Raw genomic sequence first — 13,725 nt, 5'->3', positions numbered from 1 at the left:
GCATGGTTACCATTCGTCTGGCACGTAGTGGCGCCAAGAAGCGTCCCTTCTATCACCTCACCGTGACCGATTCCCGCAAGTCTCGCGACGGCCGGTTCATCGAGCGCCTGGGCTTCTTCAACCCCGTGGCCCGTGGCCAGGAAGAACGCCTGCGCGTCGACCTGGAGCGCATCAGCCACTGGCAGAGCCAGGGTGCCCAGCTCTCCGACCGCGTCGCCGAGCTGGTCAAGGAAGCCCGCAAGCAGGCCTGAGGGGTCTGACTTGCCGATTGCAAGGGTCCAGGGGTCGTCGATGAGCGAACACGCGCAAGCGCAGCCCGCCGACGATCATGTGGTGCTGGGCAAGCTGACCAGTCCCCACGGCGTCAAGGGCTGGTTAAAGGTGTATTCGTACACCAGCCCCATGGAGGGCATCCTCGACTATGCGTCCTGGGTGCTTCGCCGGGGTGCAGCACTGAGTCGCGTGAACGTCGTTCAAGGGCGTCGCCAGGGCAAGGGCCTGATCGTCACTCTTGAGGGCGTCGATAGCCGCGAGGCGGCCGAGGCCTTGGCGGGTGCAGAAATCCTGCTGCCCAAGGCCGAGCTTCCCGAGCTGACGGGCGATGACTTCTATTGGCACGAGCTGGAAGGCCTGCGGGTGGTGACCCGTGCTGGCGTCGTGCTCGGTCGGATCGACTACCTGTTCGACACCGGTGCCAATGACGTCATGGTCATCAAGGGGGGGCTCGACGCCAACGCCGTCGATGACCGCGAGCGCCTGCTGCCCTTCCTGCCCGAGGAGGTCATCCTCGAGGTAGATCTCGAGGACGGCGTGATGACGGTCGACTGGGATCCCGACTTCTGATGGTCGAGGGTCACGACGAGTCGTCGGCGATGTGGATCGGGGTGGTGTCCCTGTTTCCCGAGATGTTCGAGGCGATCACTCGCCATGGCGTCACGGGCAGAGCGGTGGAGAAGGGGCGTATTGCGCTCGAGTTCTGGAATCCTCGGGACTACGCCAGCGACCGGCACCGCACCGTGGACGACCGCCCCTACGGCGGCGGCCCGGGCATGCTGATGAAGGTCGACACCCTGCGCGCGGCTATCCATGCCGCCCGCGAACGTGCCGAGCTGGCTACTGGAACGCGGGCGAAGGTCATTTATCTGTCGCCCCAGGGGCGCCGCCTGGATCAGCGGGGCGTGCAGGAGTTGGCGTCGGGCCCACCCCTGGTGGTGGTGGCCGGGCGCTATGAAGGCATCGATGAGCGGGTCGTGGAAGCCGACATCGATGAGGAGTGGTCGATCGGCGACTATGTGCTCAGCGGCGGCGAGCTGCCGGCCATGGTGCTGATCGATGCGGCGGCAAGGCTGGTGCCCGGGGTGCTGGGCCATCAGGATTCCGCGGTCGAGGACTCCTTCAACGACGGACTGCTGGACTGTCCGCACTACACGCGTCCGGAAGAAGTTGGCGGGCGGCGAGTGCCGGAGGTCCTGCTGAGCGGCCACCATGGCGCCATTCGGCGCTGGCGGCTCAAGCAGTCACTGGGGCGGACCTGGCTCAGGCGCCCTGATCTGCTGGAAGGCAGGACGTTGAGCACTGAGCAGCGTGAGTTGCTCGAGGAGTTCATCGAGGATTACGCGCTGACCTCTTCCTAGGTCAGGGCGGAGGTGCAGGACGCCATGGCCCGAGCGGGCTGGCGGACCTGTGTCACCAACGGCATTCCCGCGCTCTCGAGCTCGACTCGGGCGCCGGGATCACGATTCGCCGGCACATCAAGCCGATCGGCGGATCAGGTTATCAAGGAGTCAATGTCATGAGCAGCAAGAACAAGGTGATCCAGGCGCTCGAGAGCGAGCAGATGAGCAAGGAAGTTCCGGCCTTCGCCCCCGGCGATACCGTGATCGTCCAGGTCAAGGTCAAGGAAGGCTCTCGCGAGCGTCTCCAGGCCTTCGAAGGCGTGGTCATCGGCAAGCGCAACCGCGGCCTGAACTCGGCCTTCACCGTGCGCAAGATCTCCCATGGTGTGGGCGTCGAGCGTACCTTCCAGACCTACAGCCCGCTGGTCGATTCCATCGAGGTCAAGCGTCGCGGTGACGTGCGCCAGGCCAAGCTGTACTACCTCCGCGAGCGCAGCGGCCGCTCTGCGCGCATCAAGGAAAAGCTGGCCTGAGGCAATAGCCTCTATCGGCCCGTGGTGCGGGGCGTGTCCCGCACCTCCTGCGAAACCCCGTCACCGCTGCCGCGGGGCGGGGTTTCGTGCTGTTGGAAGAGGTTGGGAGCCGAATGCACACCCTCCAGGATACGGGCAGGCTGGTCGATGCCTTCCTCGACGGCCTGTGGCTGGAACGCGGCGCGAGTGACAACACGCTGGCCGCCTATCGCCACGATCTGAGCGCCTGGCAGGCGCGTCTCGAGCGGGCCGATCAGGGGCTGCTGGCGCCGGCCGGCGAGGCGTTGCCGGTCTGGCTCGATGAGCGCCGCGCCAGCGGTTATAGTCTGCGCAGCAACGCCCGACTGCTTTCCAGCCTGCGGGCGTTCTACCGCTGGGCGCTGGCCGAGGGGCTCATCGACCACGACCCGCTGGCCGAGGTGCGACTCCCCCGCGTGCGTCCCGCGCTCCCCGACACCCTGGAGGAAGACGAGGTGGAGCGCCTGCTCGCGGCGCCCGACCTCGCGACCGATCTGGGGCTGCGCGACCGAGCGATGCTGGAGGTTCTCTACGGGGCGGGGCTGCGGGTCAGCGAGCTGGTCGGGTTGACCACCGATGCGGTCAACCTGCGTCAGGGCGTGGTGCGGGTGCGCGGCAAGGGCGACAAGGACCGCCTGGTGCCTCTCGGCGAGGAGGCCGTGACATGGCTGTCGCGCTACCTGCGTGGCGCGCGTGGTGCGCTGATGACCGACATCACCCGGCCGGCGCTGTTTCCCGGGCGCGGCGACCGTTGCCTGACGCGCCAGGCCTTCTGGCATCGCCTCAAGGCCCATGCGCGTACTGCCGGCATCGACCGGCCGCTGTCGCCGCATACCCTGCGTCACGCCTTTGCGACCCATCTGTTGAATCATGGGGCCAACCTGCGTGTCGTACAGCTGCTGCTCGGTCATAGCGACCTCTCGACCACGCAGATCTATACCCATGTGGCGCAGGTGCGACTGGAAGCCCTGCACGCCGATCACCATCCTCGAGGCTGAATCATGCAACGATCGACCCTTACCCTTGGCGGCGGACTGCTCGCTGCCTCCCTGGCCCTGCTGCCCGTGGCTCAGGCCGACACGGCCGAGCAGTTGGCCGAGACGCTCACGGTCAGTGGCCAGTCCATGCCGGTGGAGCGCGTGCGCGAAACACCGCTGGAGGGCTTCTTCGAGGTCCGCCTGGAGAGCGGCGAGACCTTCTACAGCAACGCCGAGGGCAGCCACTTCCTGGTCGGCGACCTCTACGAGAATGGCGAGAGCGGCCTGGTGAACCTCACCGAACAGCGGCGCAACGCCGAGCGCAGCGGGCGTCTCGCCACGGTGCCGGAGAGCGAACGCGTGGTCTTCCGCGGTGCCGAGGAGCCTCGCGCGACGCTGGTGGTCTTTACCGACACCACTTGCCCCTACTGCCGTCAGTTTCATGAGGAGGTGCCGCGCCTCAACGAGATGGGCATCGAGGTGCACTACCTGGCCTTCCCGCGCAGCGGTCTGGGCTCGCCGGGCGGGCGTGAACTGCAGCAGGTGTGGTGTGCCGACAATCGGTCCGAGGCGATGTCCGCGGCCAAGCGCGAGGAAACCCTGCCGGATGCCGCCGCCGACTGCGACAATCCGGTCGAGGAACAGTATCATCTGGGCATGGAGCTCGGCGTCCAGGGCACGCCGGCGATCGTGCTGCCCGACGGGCGCCTGGTGCCCGGCTATGTGCCGGCGGAGCGCCTGGCCGCCATGCTCGGCCTGAACGAGTGACGACCGACGTCGATGAACGTCGGCGCAGCGGGCCCGGATGGGCCCGATCCACGCTGAGACACACGCCAGAACGAGGGGAATGACATTGAAACCGGTGAGAGTGGGAATCTGTGGCCTGGGGACCGTCGGTGGCGGAACCTTCAACGTGCTGACACGCAATGCCGACGACATCGCCCGGCGGGCGGGACGTCCGATCGTCATCGAGCAGGTCGCGTTTCGCAGCCTCAATCCCGAGTGTGATACCACCGGTATTCGGACCACCTCCGACGTCTTCGAGGTGGCCACTAACCCCGACATCGACGTGCTGGTCGAGCTGATCGGCGGTTACGACGTAGCCCGCGAGCTGGTGCTTACCGCCATCGAGCACGGCAAGCACGTGGTCACCGCCAACAAGGCGCTGATCGCCGTGCACGGCAACGAGATCTTCCGCGCCGCCCACGAGAAGGGCGTGATCGTCGCTTTCGAGGCGGCGGTGGCCGGCGGCATCCCGGTGATCAAGTCGCTGCGCGAGGGCCTGGGGGCCAACCGCATCGAGTGGGTGGCCGGCATCATCAACGGTACCGGCAACTACATCCTGACTCACATGCGCGACGAGGGACGGGCCTTCGAGGACGTGCTCGCCGAGGCCCAGGCGCTGGGCTATGCCGAGTCCGACCCGACCTTCGACGTCGAGGGCATCGACGCCGCCCACAAGCTGACCATCCTCGCCTCCATCGCCTACGGCGTGCCGCTGCAGTTCGACAAGGCCTACACCGAGGGCATCTCGCGCATCACCGCCGAGGACGTGGAGCAGGCCGACAACCTGGGCTACGTGATCAAGCACCTGGGGATCTCCAAGCGCACCGAATCGGGCCTCGAGCTGCGCGTGCACCCGACCCTGATCCCCAAGGAGCGCCTGCTGGCCAGCGTCCACGGCGTCAAGAACGCCATCGCGGTGATGGGCGACGCCGTGGGGCCGACCCTCTACTACGGAGCCGGGGCCGGCGCCGAGCCCACCGCCTCGGCGGTGGTCGCCGACCTGCTCGACGTGGCGCGCGACATCGCCACCGATCACCACTACCGGGTGCCCTACCTGGCCTTCAGCGGCATCGGCGAGCCGGAGTGCGACCTGCCGATCATGCCCATGGAGGACATCATCACCGCCTACTACCTGAGGCTGCTGGCGGTGGACCGACCTGGCGTGCTGGCACGGGTGGCGACGATTCTCTCCGAGCAGGGGATCTCCATCGAGGCCTTGATCCAGAAGGAGGCCACCGAGGGCGAGCTGGTGCCGATCATCCTGCTGACCCATCGTACCCGCGAGAAGCAGATGAACGAGGCGATCCGCCTGATCGAGTCGCTGGCCGACATCGCCGGCCCCGTGACGCGCATTCGGGTTGAGTCGCTGGACGAGCAGGAATGAGCCGGGCTATGCCCGGAGCTGTAAGCCGAAAGCTAGAAGCTGGAAGAGAACGTCGACGGATGTCGACAAGCTGCTAGCTGGCTGTCGCTGTCTTCCGCGAGGAGCGCCGGGGACAAGTCAAAGAGGAGGTCCTATGCCAGGGACGGCATCGGTAGCGCCCAAGGATGGGTTCACAGCGCCTCCTCGAAGACTTGTTCCCGGATCAGCTCCGAGCGAGCAAAGGAACAGAATGATGCGCTATATCAGTACCCGCGGGCAGGCGCCCGCGCTCTCCTTCGAGGAGGTCGTACTTACCGGCATGGCCAGCGACGGCGGTCTCTACGTGCCGGAAGAGGTCCCGCAGCTCTCCCATGACGAGCTGGCATCCATGGCCGGGCTCTCCTATGCCGAGATCGCCTTCCGGGTGATGAAGCCCTACGTCAACGGCGAGATCGACGACGCGACCTTTCGCGGCATCGTCGAGGAGGCCTATGCCACCTTCAGCCATGACGCCGTGGTGCCGCTCAACCAGCTCGATGCCAACCACTTCCTGCTCGAGCTGTTCCACGGCCCGACGCTGGCCTTCAAGGACGTGGCCCTGCAGCTGCTCGGCCGCATCCTCGATCACTTCCTGCAGAAGCGCGGCGAGCGGGCCGTCATCATGGGGGCGACCTCCGGCGACACCGGCTCGGCGGCCATCGAGGGCTGCCGCCACTGTGACAACCTGGATATCTTCATCCTCCATCCCCATCAGCGGGTCTCGGAGGTGCAGCGCCGCCAGATGACCACGGTGCTGGCCGACAACGTCTTCAATGTCGCCATCGAAGGCAACTTCGACGACGCCCAGGCCATGGTCAAGGCGAGCTTCGCCGACCAGGGCTTTCTCGATGGCACCCGGCTGGTGGCGGTGAACTCCATCAACTGGGCCCGCATCATGGCCCAGATCGTCTATTACGTGGCCTCGGCTGTGGCGCTGGGGGCCCCCCACCGGGCGGTGAGCTTCTGCGTGCCCTCGGCCAACTTCGGCAACGTTTTCGCCGGCTACATGGCCAAGCGCATGGGGCTACCGGTGAAGCAGTTCATCATCGCCACCAACGCCAACGACATCCTGCACCGGACCCTGGCCGACAACGACTTCTCCAAGCAGGAGCTGGTGGCGACCCTGGCGCCCTCCATGGATATCGTCGTGTCGTCCAACTTCGAGCGGCTGCTGTTCGAGGCCTATGAGCGCGATGGCGCCGCCGTGAGGGCCCTGCTGGAGCGCTTCCAGGCCGAGCCCTCGGCATTGGCCGAGGCGCCGCTGGCCCGGCTGCGGGAGTCCTTTGCCAGCCACAGCGTGAGTGATGCCACCATTCTGGAGGTGATCCGCGAGGCGCATCACCGCACCCAGGAGGTTCTCGATCCGCACACCGCCACCGGCTATCGTGCCGCCGAGCAGGCGCGTGCCGATGCGCAGACGCCGGTGATCACGCTGGCCACGGCCCACCCGGCCAAGTTCGCCGAGGCGGTGGTCAAGGCCGGTTTTCCGGGGGTGCCGCTGCCGCCGCACATGGATGACCTGCTGGAGCGTGAAGAGCGCTATAGCGTGTTGCCCGCGGAGCTTTCCGCCGTGCAGCAGTTTGTTGCCGAGAACCGTCGCTAAAGCTGAAAGCTATACGCTGGAAGCGAGAGGCAACGAGGCCGCTGGGCTAGTTGTGTGAAGCCCAAGCGCCGCTGGCGTACGATGCCCGCTTGGGGCTGACCCGGCGACAAGCCTGCGAGGGGGCGCTGTGAACCCTTCCCTGGGCGCTACCGATGCCATCCCTGGCATAGGACCCCCTCTTCGGCCTGTCCCCGGTGCCCCTCGCTCGGTCCGGCGCCTTCTCTTGCCCAACGGTCACCGACTTGAACCAGAGGAGCATGGCTTGGACGCCGTCACCGATCCCATCGACCTGAATGAGCGCTTGAAGCCGCGCATCCAGCCCAGGCCCCGCGATGAGGCGCTGTATGCGCGCGCCCGTGAAGAGGGCCTGACGGAACTGCAGGCCCGGGTGCTGGCGGGGCGGATCAACGGCTACCGGGGCGAGCTGGCGCCGCTGGTCTCGCCGAGCCTGCGCCACCTGGCCCATCCCGAGAAGCTCGCCGACGCCGGGCGTGCGGCCGAGCGTATCGCCCAGGCGGTGGTGGATGGCGAGCATATCGGCATCCTCACCGACTACGACGTGGACGGCATCACCTCCCACGTGGTGATCCGTCGTACCCTGGTCGAACTGTTCGGGGTGCCCGAGGCCCGCCTGCACAGCCTGATCGGCCATCGTATCCACGACGGCTATGGCATCAGCCTGCCGTTGGTCGAGCGCACCCTGGCGCTCTCGCCGCGGCCGAGCCTGGTGATCACCGCCGACTGCGGAAGCTCCGACGAGCCGCGCATTGCCCGGCTCAAGGAAGCCGGTATCGAGGTGGTGGTCAGCGACCATCACGCCCTGCCGGTGGAGGGGCCGCCGGCCTCGGCCTTCGCCGTGGTCAACCCCACCCGCGACGACTGCACCTATCCCGACCCGACCATCGCCGGCTGCATGGTGGCCTGGCTGGTCATGTCGCTGACGCGCAGCGTGCTGATTGCGTGGGGCGTGGTGCCTGCGGCGACGCCAAAACTCTCGCCCTGGCTCTCCTACGTGGCGCTGGGCACGGTGGCAGACTGCGTCTCGTTGGGCGGTAGCGCGGCCAATCGCGCGGTGGTGACCCACGGCCTGGCACTGATCAATCGCATGGAAGCCGCCTGCTGGCGCGCCATGGCCGAGCGGTTGGGGGGCGACAGCGTGCCCTTCGATGCCGAGACCCTGGCCTTCCAGATGGGGCCGCGGATCAATGCCCGTTCGCGGCTCGATGATCCCTACGCGGCGCTGCACTTTATGCTCGCGGGGGATGACACCACGGCGGCGCGGCATCTGGAGACGCTGGATCAGGACAACCAGTCACGCAAGGCGATCGAGGCGGACATGGCCGAGGAGGCCAAGGCCCTGGCGCTGCCGGCCCTGACCGCCAATGAGCCTGCCATCGTTGTCTTTCTGGAAGATGGCCACCCGGGCGTGCAGGGCATCGTCGCCTCCCGCCTGGTACAGGCTTTCGGCCGACCGGCCCTGGTTCTGACGCCGGCAGCGGCTCCGGGCATGCTCACCGGCTCCGGACGCTCCATCGAGGGGCTGCATCTGCGCGATGCCCTGCAGCGGACCTTCGCGCTGGCGCCGGAGGCGCTGCCGCGCTTCGGCGGTCACCGCGGCGCCGCCGGCGTCGGGGTGCCGCGCAATCATGTGACGGCATTTCATGCGGCCTTCCTGCAGGCGGTCGGTGAGCAGTTGGGCGATACCGAACTCTGTCCGCGGATCTTCACCGATGGCGAGCTCGCGCCCCGTCAGCTTGCTCTCGCCACGTTGGATGAGCTCGAACGGCTTGCGCCCTTCGGCCGGGAGTTCGATGCCCCGCTGTTCCAGGGGGATTTCCTGGTCGAGGCGCTGCGTCCGGTAGGGGCCGATGGCAGCCACCTGATGCTGGAGCTTTCCTCCGGGGCCACCAGCCTGAAGGCGATCTGGTTTCGTGCCCTGACCCCCGGCGAGATGCCGGCCTTTGGCGTCGGTGATCCGCTGCGCTGCGCCTTCAAGCTCAACCGCAACCGCTGGCGAGGACGCGAGAGTCTGCAACTGATGATCGACTACGCCGAGCCACTATAAGGAAAGAGAGATGGATCCCCAGGAACTTCCTACCGACCCCCATCGCCCCCATGAGGACGTGATGGCGATGCTGGTCGGCACGCTCTTCGTCGCCCTCGGCGTGAGCTTCTATACCCAGGCGATGCTGCTCACCGGGAGCACCGCGGGTCTGGCCTTTCTGATGCAGTATGCCACCGGCTGGCGCTTCGGCGTCTGGTTCTTCCTGATCAACCTGCCCTTCTATTGGTTGGCCGTGCGCCGGATGGGCTGGAGCTTCACCCTGCGCACCTTCATGGCCATTGGCCTGGTCTCGGTGTTCTCGGAACTCACGGTCGGCTGGATCCGCATCGAGTGGCTGCAGCCGCTCTATGCGGCCCTGATGGGCGGCAGCCTGATCGGCATCGGCATGCTGGTGCTGTTCCGCCACCGCACGAGCCTCGGCGGGATCAATATCCTCGCGCTCTTCCTGCAGGATCGCTACGGCTGGCGGGCGGGCTACGTTCAGCTGGGCATCGATGCCCTCATCATGCTGGTCGCCCTGCTGATCCTGCCGATGGAGCGGGTAGGGCTCTCGGTACTGGGCGCCGTGGCACTCAACCTGATCATTGCGCTGAATCATAAGCCGGGTCGCTATATGGGCGTCAGCTGAAAAGTGGCTGCGCTCGGCCATACGGCGTTAAAAATCAGCTCAAAGTACTCATTTACAAACACGTAAACTCCGTCTTTTCGCCGATTTTTGCCTTGTCTGACCTTCGCTCACCGACTTTTCAGTGGCGCTGACAAGACTCCTGTCAGTAGTTGGGCCAGACGCCGGGCGTGGCCAGTTCCAGCAGGTGCCCATCGGGGTCGCGGAAATAAATGCTCTTCCCGCCCCGCGGCCAGTGGGTGTGCCCCTCGATGGCGATGCCGTGGTCCTCTAGCTGTCCCTCCCAGGCCGCGAGTTCCCGGGCGGCAATGGCGAAGGCGAGGTGCACGTGGCCGCTGCCGTCATGGGGCGGGATGGTGCCCATCTCGTCCGGCAGCACCACCGTCTCCAGCGTCTCGCCGCGCCGGAAGAGCAGCAGTACCGTGCCTGCGCCGGCATCGTAGGCGGTGAAGCGGTGGTCGGCGGTGAAGGGCTCAAGCCCCATCACGCCCTCGAAGAAGGTCCGCGCACGGTCCATGTCCTCCACGTAGAGCGCGGTCTCCAGTACGCCGTTGAGCTTTGGCATGGTTACCTCCGATCCCTGTACGCCCTTTCAGTCTAGCAAGGCTCAGCGCTGGCTCCCCCAGAACCACCAGGCGATCAGGACGATCAGCGCCAGGCCGGCGAGATTGACGATCCAGCTCATGACTTGGCCTCCTTGTGCGGTTGGCTGCCGCTGTCGCCGTTACCGGTCTCGCCGGAAGGGCGGAACAAGCGCAGTCGGTTGGCATTGCTGACCACGGTGATCGAGGAGAGCGACATGGCGGCCCCGGCGATCATCGGCGAGAGCAGGGTGCCGGTGACGGGGTAGAGCACCCCCGCGGCAATGGGAATGCCCAGGGTGTTGTAGCCGAAGGCGCCCACCAGGTTCTGCTTGATGTTACGCAGGGTAGCCCGGCTGATCTCGATGGCGGCCGCCACGCCGTGCAGCGAGCCACGCACCAGGGTGATGCCGGCGCTCTCGATGGCCACGTCGGTGCCCTGGCCGATGGCGAAGCCCACGTCGGCGCGGGCCAGTGCCGGAGCGTCGTTGATGCCATCGCCCACCATGCCCACGACCTCGCCCGCGGCCTGAAGGCGCTCGATCTCGGCGTGCTTGTCCTCGGGCAGCAGGCCGGCACGGAAGTCATCGATGCCGACCTCTCGGGCGATGGCCCCGGCGGTGTGCGCGTTGTCGCCGGTGAGCATCACCACCTTGAGGCCGTCGGCCTGCAGGCGCTTCACGGCGGCGATGGTGTCATGACGCAAGGGGTCGCTGATGCCGAACAGCGCGGCCAGGCGGCCATCCACCGCCAGATAGACCACGGTGCGGGCCTTCTCCTCCAGCGTGCCGGCCATCTCGCGCCCTTCTCTGAGGTCGATGCCGGCCTCCTCCAGCAGCCGGGCATTGCCCAGCAGCAGTGCTTTGCCGTCGGCGGTGGTCGCCTTGACCCCGCCGCCGGTGACGGTGTCGAAGTCGCGGATCTCGCCGGGCTCGGCCTGCCGCTCTTCCGCGTGGCTCATCAGGGCGGATGCGAGGGGGTGCTCGGAGCCGCGCTCCAGAGCCGCCACCAGGCCCAGCATGTCTCGCTCGTCACCCTCGAGCACCTCTGACTCCGTCACCTCCGGCTTGCCCTCGGTCAGGGTCCCGGTCTTGTCCACCACCAGGGTGGTGAGCTTGCTGGCGGTCTGCAGGGCATCGCCGCTTCTCACCAGCACGCCGTGCTCGGCCGCCTTGCCGACGCCGATCATGGTGGAGATCGGGGTGGCCAGACCCAGGGCGCAGGGGCAGGCGATGATCAGCACCGTGGTGGCGGTGACCAGCATATGGATCACCCGCGGCTCGGCACCAACATTGAACCAGGCCAGCGCGGTGATCACGGCGATGATCATCACCGAGGGCACGAAGACGCTCGACACCTTGTCGGCCAGCTGGCCGATAGGCGGGCGGGAGTTCTGGGCGCTGGCCACCTGTTCGGTGATCTGGCCCAGGCGGGTGTCGGCGCCCACGCGCGTTGCACGATAGACCAGCGAGCCCTTGCCGTTGACGGTGCCGGCGCTCACCTCGTCCTTCTCGCTCTTCGCTACCGGGAGGGGCTCGCCGGTGAGCATGGACTCGTCGATATGGCTCTGTCCCTCTGTCACCTCGCCGTCCACCGGCAGGCGCTCGCCGGGGCGCACGCGAATCTGGTCGCCCTCGCGCACCTCATCGACCTCGACCTCGCGCTCCTCGCCGTCGCGGATCACCCGCGCGGTGCGGCTCTGCAGGTCGAGCAGCCGCTTGAGGGCATCGCTGGTCCGGCCGCGTGCTCGTAGCTCCAGGGCATTGCCCAACAGCACCAGGCCGATGACCATCGCCGAGGCTTCGAAGTAGATGCCCCGGGCCACCTCGGGCAGCCAGGGCCCGATGGCCACCACCGCCATGGAGTAGAGCCAGGCGGTGCCGGTGCCCATGGCGATCAGGGTATCCATGTTGGCCTGGTGGTGGCGGAGGTTCTTCCAGGCATTGACGAAGAAGTGACGGCCCGGGAACACCATCACCGCCAGCGTCAGCACCCCGATGACCAGCCAGTAGAGCCGCCCGGCGCCCACGGGGTGGGGGTGAAAGATGAACATGCTGGCCATCAGCGGCACGGCCAGCGCCAGCGACCAGCCGCTTCCCTTCAGGCGGCGGCGATACTCCCGCGCGTCGCGTTCGGCACGGGCCTGCTCGGCCTCGCGCATGTCGACGATGGGCTCGCCACCATAGCCCACGTCCTCCACGGCACGGACCAGCGCATCCGGGTCGGCGCTGCCGCGTACCTGGGCGGTGTGGGTGCCGAAGTTGACCTCTGCGCCGACCACGCCGGGGGTACGCTCCAGGGCCTGCTGGACGCTCTTCACGCAGCTGGCGCAGGTCATACCGCTGATCGACAGACGCTGGGTCGTCGCCCGCGTGCCCGTCTGGTCCGCCTGAGGTGTCTCGCCTCGCTCGGTGGCCTGTTCGGGCGCCTCTGCGGCCGATGGGCTCTCCGACTCGGGCAGTGTCTCGGCGTCTGATTCGGCCGCGCTCGTGGGCCGAGCGGGGGGGTAGCCGGCCTCTTCCAGCCGACGGTCCAGGGTGGTGTCATCCAGCGTGGTGTTCACCGCCAGGCGCTTCTCATCCGGGAAGCCTGTCACCTCCGCGTCGGGGTCCTCGGCCTGGATGGCCTTGCGCATCCGGCCCACACAGCCCTGGCAGCTCATGCCCGGCACGCTGCGCTCACAGTGCCGCCGGCCAGCCGGGGGATAACCGGCCTCGGCCAGCGCCTTGTCCAGGTCGTCATCGGTCAGGGTGGTGGTGACCTCGAGACGCTTTTCGGTGGGCGTGCCGGAGACTTCTGCCTGCGTGTCCCGAGATTGGATGGCCCGCCGCATCTTGGCCACGCAGCCTTGGCAGCTCATGCCGGGCACCTGGCGTTCCAGGGGCTGTCTAGCATTCATCGGGTCTCCTCGTCGGTCTCATGACAGGTGTTGAGCGGTTCGGGGAAGCTCTCGATCAGGCGGCAGAGGCTATGGCCGTCGGGGGTGCCGTCGGGCATTTCATCCCAGGCAGCAAGCGCCTGCTCCATGCGCGAGGCCAGGGACTCCAGCTCGCGGATCCGTTCACGGATCAGCGGCAGCCGACTGGACAGCAGGTCGCGCACCATCGGGCAGGGCGAGTCGCCATGGTCGGCATGATCGAGAATGTCGCGAATCTCGGCCACGCCGAAACCCAGGGTGCGGGCTCGCTGGATGAAACGTAGCCGATCCAGCTCGTTCTGCCCGAACAGCTGATAGCCGTTCTCGGGGTGGCGCTCGGGATGCAGCAGCCCCTCGCGGGTGTAGTGGCGCACGGTCTCGGCGGTGACGCCGGCCAGGCGCGCCAGTTCGCTGACCTTCATGGCGGAGTCTCTTGGTAATGACATGTCGGGATTGTAAAACCTTTGGGTTACCCATAGGTCAAGAAAAAATCGGCCTGTCGGTCACGCTGAGCATGAGTTCCCTAAGTCGATGAAAGTTCGAGATATGAAACGCCTGTGCGACCAAAGTATTAGCATTTTTTGGTTTCAAACGGCCGTTTG

At 66.9% G+C, this 13,725-nt stretch carries 13 protein-coding genes; 10 read left to right on the top strand and 3 right to left on the bottom strand.

Annotated elements, in window-relative coordinates:
- Positions 1–2: 2 nt before the first annotated feature.
- From rpsP to FHR95_RS07195, 10 genes are all read left to right on the top strand, one after another.
- Positions 3–251, top strand: a complete 249-nt coding sequence (rpsP, locus tag FHR95_RS07240; RefSeq protein WP_040184925.1) for a 30S ribosomal protein S16 — start codon at positions 3–5, stop codon at positions 249–251.
- A 40-nt stretch (positions 252–291) separates the two neighbouring features.
- Positions 292–843, top strand: a complete 552-nt coding sequence (rimM, locus tag FHR95_RS07235; RefSeq protein ID WP_183313904.1) for a ribosome maturation factor RimM — start codon at positions 292–294, stop codon at positions 841–843.
- A 29-nt stretch (positions 844–872) separates the two neighbouring features.
- Complete coding sequence (trmD, locus tag FHR95_RS07230) at positions 873–1,634, top strand: tRNA (guanosine(37)-N1)-methyltransferase TrmD (protein WP_183313926.1); 762 nt, start codon at positions 873–875, stop codon at positions 1,632–1,634.
- A 158-nt stretch (positions 1,635–1,792) separates the two neighbouring features.
- The gene (gene rplS, locus FHR95_RS07225; RefSeq protein ID WP_040184927.1) at positions 1,793–2,149 is read left to right on the top strand and encodes a 50S ribosomal protein L19; all 357 of its coding nucleotides are present in this window, start codon (positions 1,793–1,795) and stop codon (positions 2,147–2,149) included.
- Between the two features lie 113 nt (positions 2,150–2,262).
- A complete protein-coding gene (xerD, locus tag FHR95_RS07220) occupies positions 2,263–3,165 on the top strand; it encodes a site-specific tyrosine recombinase XerD (RefSeq protein WP_183313903.1) in 903 nt (300 codons plus the stop codon).
- 3 nt (positions 3,166–3,168) lie between these two features.
- Complete coding sequence (locus FHR95_RS07215; RefSeq protein ID WP_183313902.1) at positions 3,169–3,912, top strand: DsbC family protein; 744 nt, start codon at positions 3,169–3,171, stop codon at positions 3,910–3,912.
- 85 nt (positions 3,913–3,997) lie between these two features.
- Positions 3,998–5,314 carry a homoserine dehydrogenase gene (locus tag FHR95_RS07210; RefSeq protein WP_040184952.1) on the top strand — a complete coding sequence of 439 codons (1,317 nt, stop codon included), beginning with the start codon at positions 3,998–4,000 and terminating at the stop codon, positions 5,312–5,314.
- Positions 5,315–5,546: 232 nt separating this feature from the next.
- Positions 5,547–6,935 (top strand): threonine synthase, encoded by a 1,389-nt coding sequence (thrC, locus tag FHR95_RS07205; RefSeq protein WP_040184930.1) that lies wholly within the window; start codon positions 5,547–5,549, stop codon positions 6,933–6,935.
- Between the two features lie 262 nt (positions 6,936–7,197).
- Positions 7,198–9,000: a single-stranded-DNA-specific exonuclease RecJ gene (gene recJ, locus FHR95_RS07200; RefSeq protein WP_183313901.1), complete on the top strand. Its 1,803-nt coding sequence runs from the start codon at positions 7,198–7,200 to the stop codon at positions 8,998–9,000.
- Positions 9,001–9,010: 10 nt separating this feature from the next.
- Positions 9,011–9,628 carry a YitT family protein gene (locus tag FHR95_RS07195; RefSeq protein WP_040184933.1) on the top strand — a complete coding sequence of 206 codons (618 nt, stop codon included), beginning with the start codon at positions 9,011–9,013 and terminating at the stop codon, positions 9,626–9,628.
- 142 nt (positions 9,629–9,770) lie between these two features.
- On the opposite strand, the gene FHR95_RS07190 is transcribed toward FHR95_RS07195, so the two are convergent.
- The 3 genes from FHR95_RS07190 to FHR95_RS07180 all read right to left on the bottom strand — a co-directional run bounded on the left by FHR95_RS07190 (position 9,771) and on the right by FHR95_RS07180 (position 13,545).
- Positions 9,771–10,190, bottom strand: a complete 420-nt coding sequence (locus tag FHR95_RS07190; RefSeq protein ID WP_183313900.1) for a VOC family protein — start codon at positions 10,188–10,190, stop codon at positions 9,771–9,773.
- A gap of 116 nt (positions 10,191–10,306) precedes the next feature.
- Entirely contained in the window at positions 10,307–13,105 is a 2,799-nt protein-coding gene (locus FHR95_RS07185; RefSeq protein WP_183313899.1) for a heavy metal translocating P-type ATPase, read from the bottom strand.
- Positions 13,102–13,545, bottom strand: a complete 444-nt coding sequence (locus FHR95_RS07180) for a MerR family transcriptional regulator (RefSeq protein WP_183313898.1) — start codon at positions 13,543–13,545, stop codon at positions 13,102–13,104. The genes FHR95_RS07185 and FHR95_RS07180 overlap by 4 nt, the downstream gene beginning before the upstream one ends.
- Positions 13,546–13,725: the final 180 nt, after the last annotated feature.

It is taken from the genome of Halomonas fontilapidosi (assembly GCF_014192285.1).
Lineage (GTDB): Bacteria > Pseudomonadota > Gammaproteobacteria > Pseudomonadales > Halomonadaceae > Halomonas > Halomonas fontilapidosi.
The sequence above is the reverse complement of the archived record's forward strand: the minus strand, read 5'-3'. Positions and strand labels throughout refer to the sequence as shown.

Excerpts from the sequence above, each read along its gene's own strand:
- rpsP (WP_040184925.1), top strand. The coding sequence starts at position 3 with ATGGTTACCATTCGTCTGGCACGTAGTGGCGCCAAGAAGCGTCCCTTC.
- rimM (WP_183313904.1), top strand. The coding sequence starts at position 292 with ATGAGCGAACACGCGCAAGCGCAGCCCGCCGACGATCATGTGGTGCTG.
- trmD (WP_183313926.1), top strand. The coding sequence starts at position 873 with ATGTGGATCGGGGTGGTGTCCCTGTTTCCCGAGATGTTCGAGGCGATC.
- rplS (WP_040184927.1), top strand. The coding sequence starts at position 1,793 with ATGAGCAGCAAGAACAAGGTGATCCAGGCGCTCGAGAGCGAGCAGATG.
- xerD (WP_183313903.1), top strand. The coding sequence starts at position 2,263 with ATGCACACCCTCCAGGATACGGGCAGGCTGGTCGATGCCTTCCTCGAC.
- FHR95_RS07215 (WP_183313902.1), top strand. The coding sequence starts at position 3,169 with ATGCAACGATCGACCCTTACCCTTGGCGGCGGACTGCTCGCTGCCTCC.
- thrC (WP_040184930.1), top strand. The coding sequence starts at position 5,547 with ATGCGCTATATCAGTACCCGCGGGCAGGCGCCCGCGCTCTCCTTCGAG.
- FHR95_RS07195 (WP_040184933.1), top strand. The coding sequence starts at position 9,011 with ATGGATCCCCAGGAACTTCCTACCGACCCCCATCGCCCCCATGAGGAC.
- FHR95_RS07190 (WP_183313900.1), bottom strand. The coding sequence starts at position 10,190 with ATGCCAAAGCTCAACGGCGTACTGGAGACCGCGCTCTACGTGGAGGAC.
- FHR95_RS07185 (WP_183313899.1), bottom strand. The coding sequence starts at position 13,105 with ATGAATGCTAGACAGCCCCTGGAACGCCAGGTGCCCGGCATGAGCTGC.
- FHR95_RS07180 (WP_183313898.1), bottom strand. The coding sequence starts at position 13,545 with ATGAAGGTCAGCGAACTGGCGCGCCTGGCCGGCGTCACCGCCGAGACC.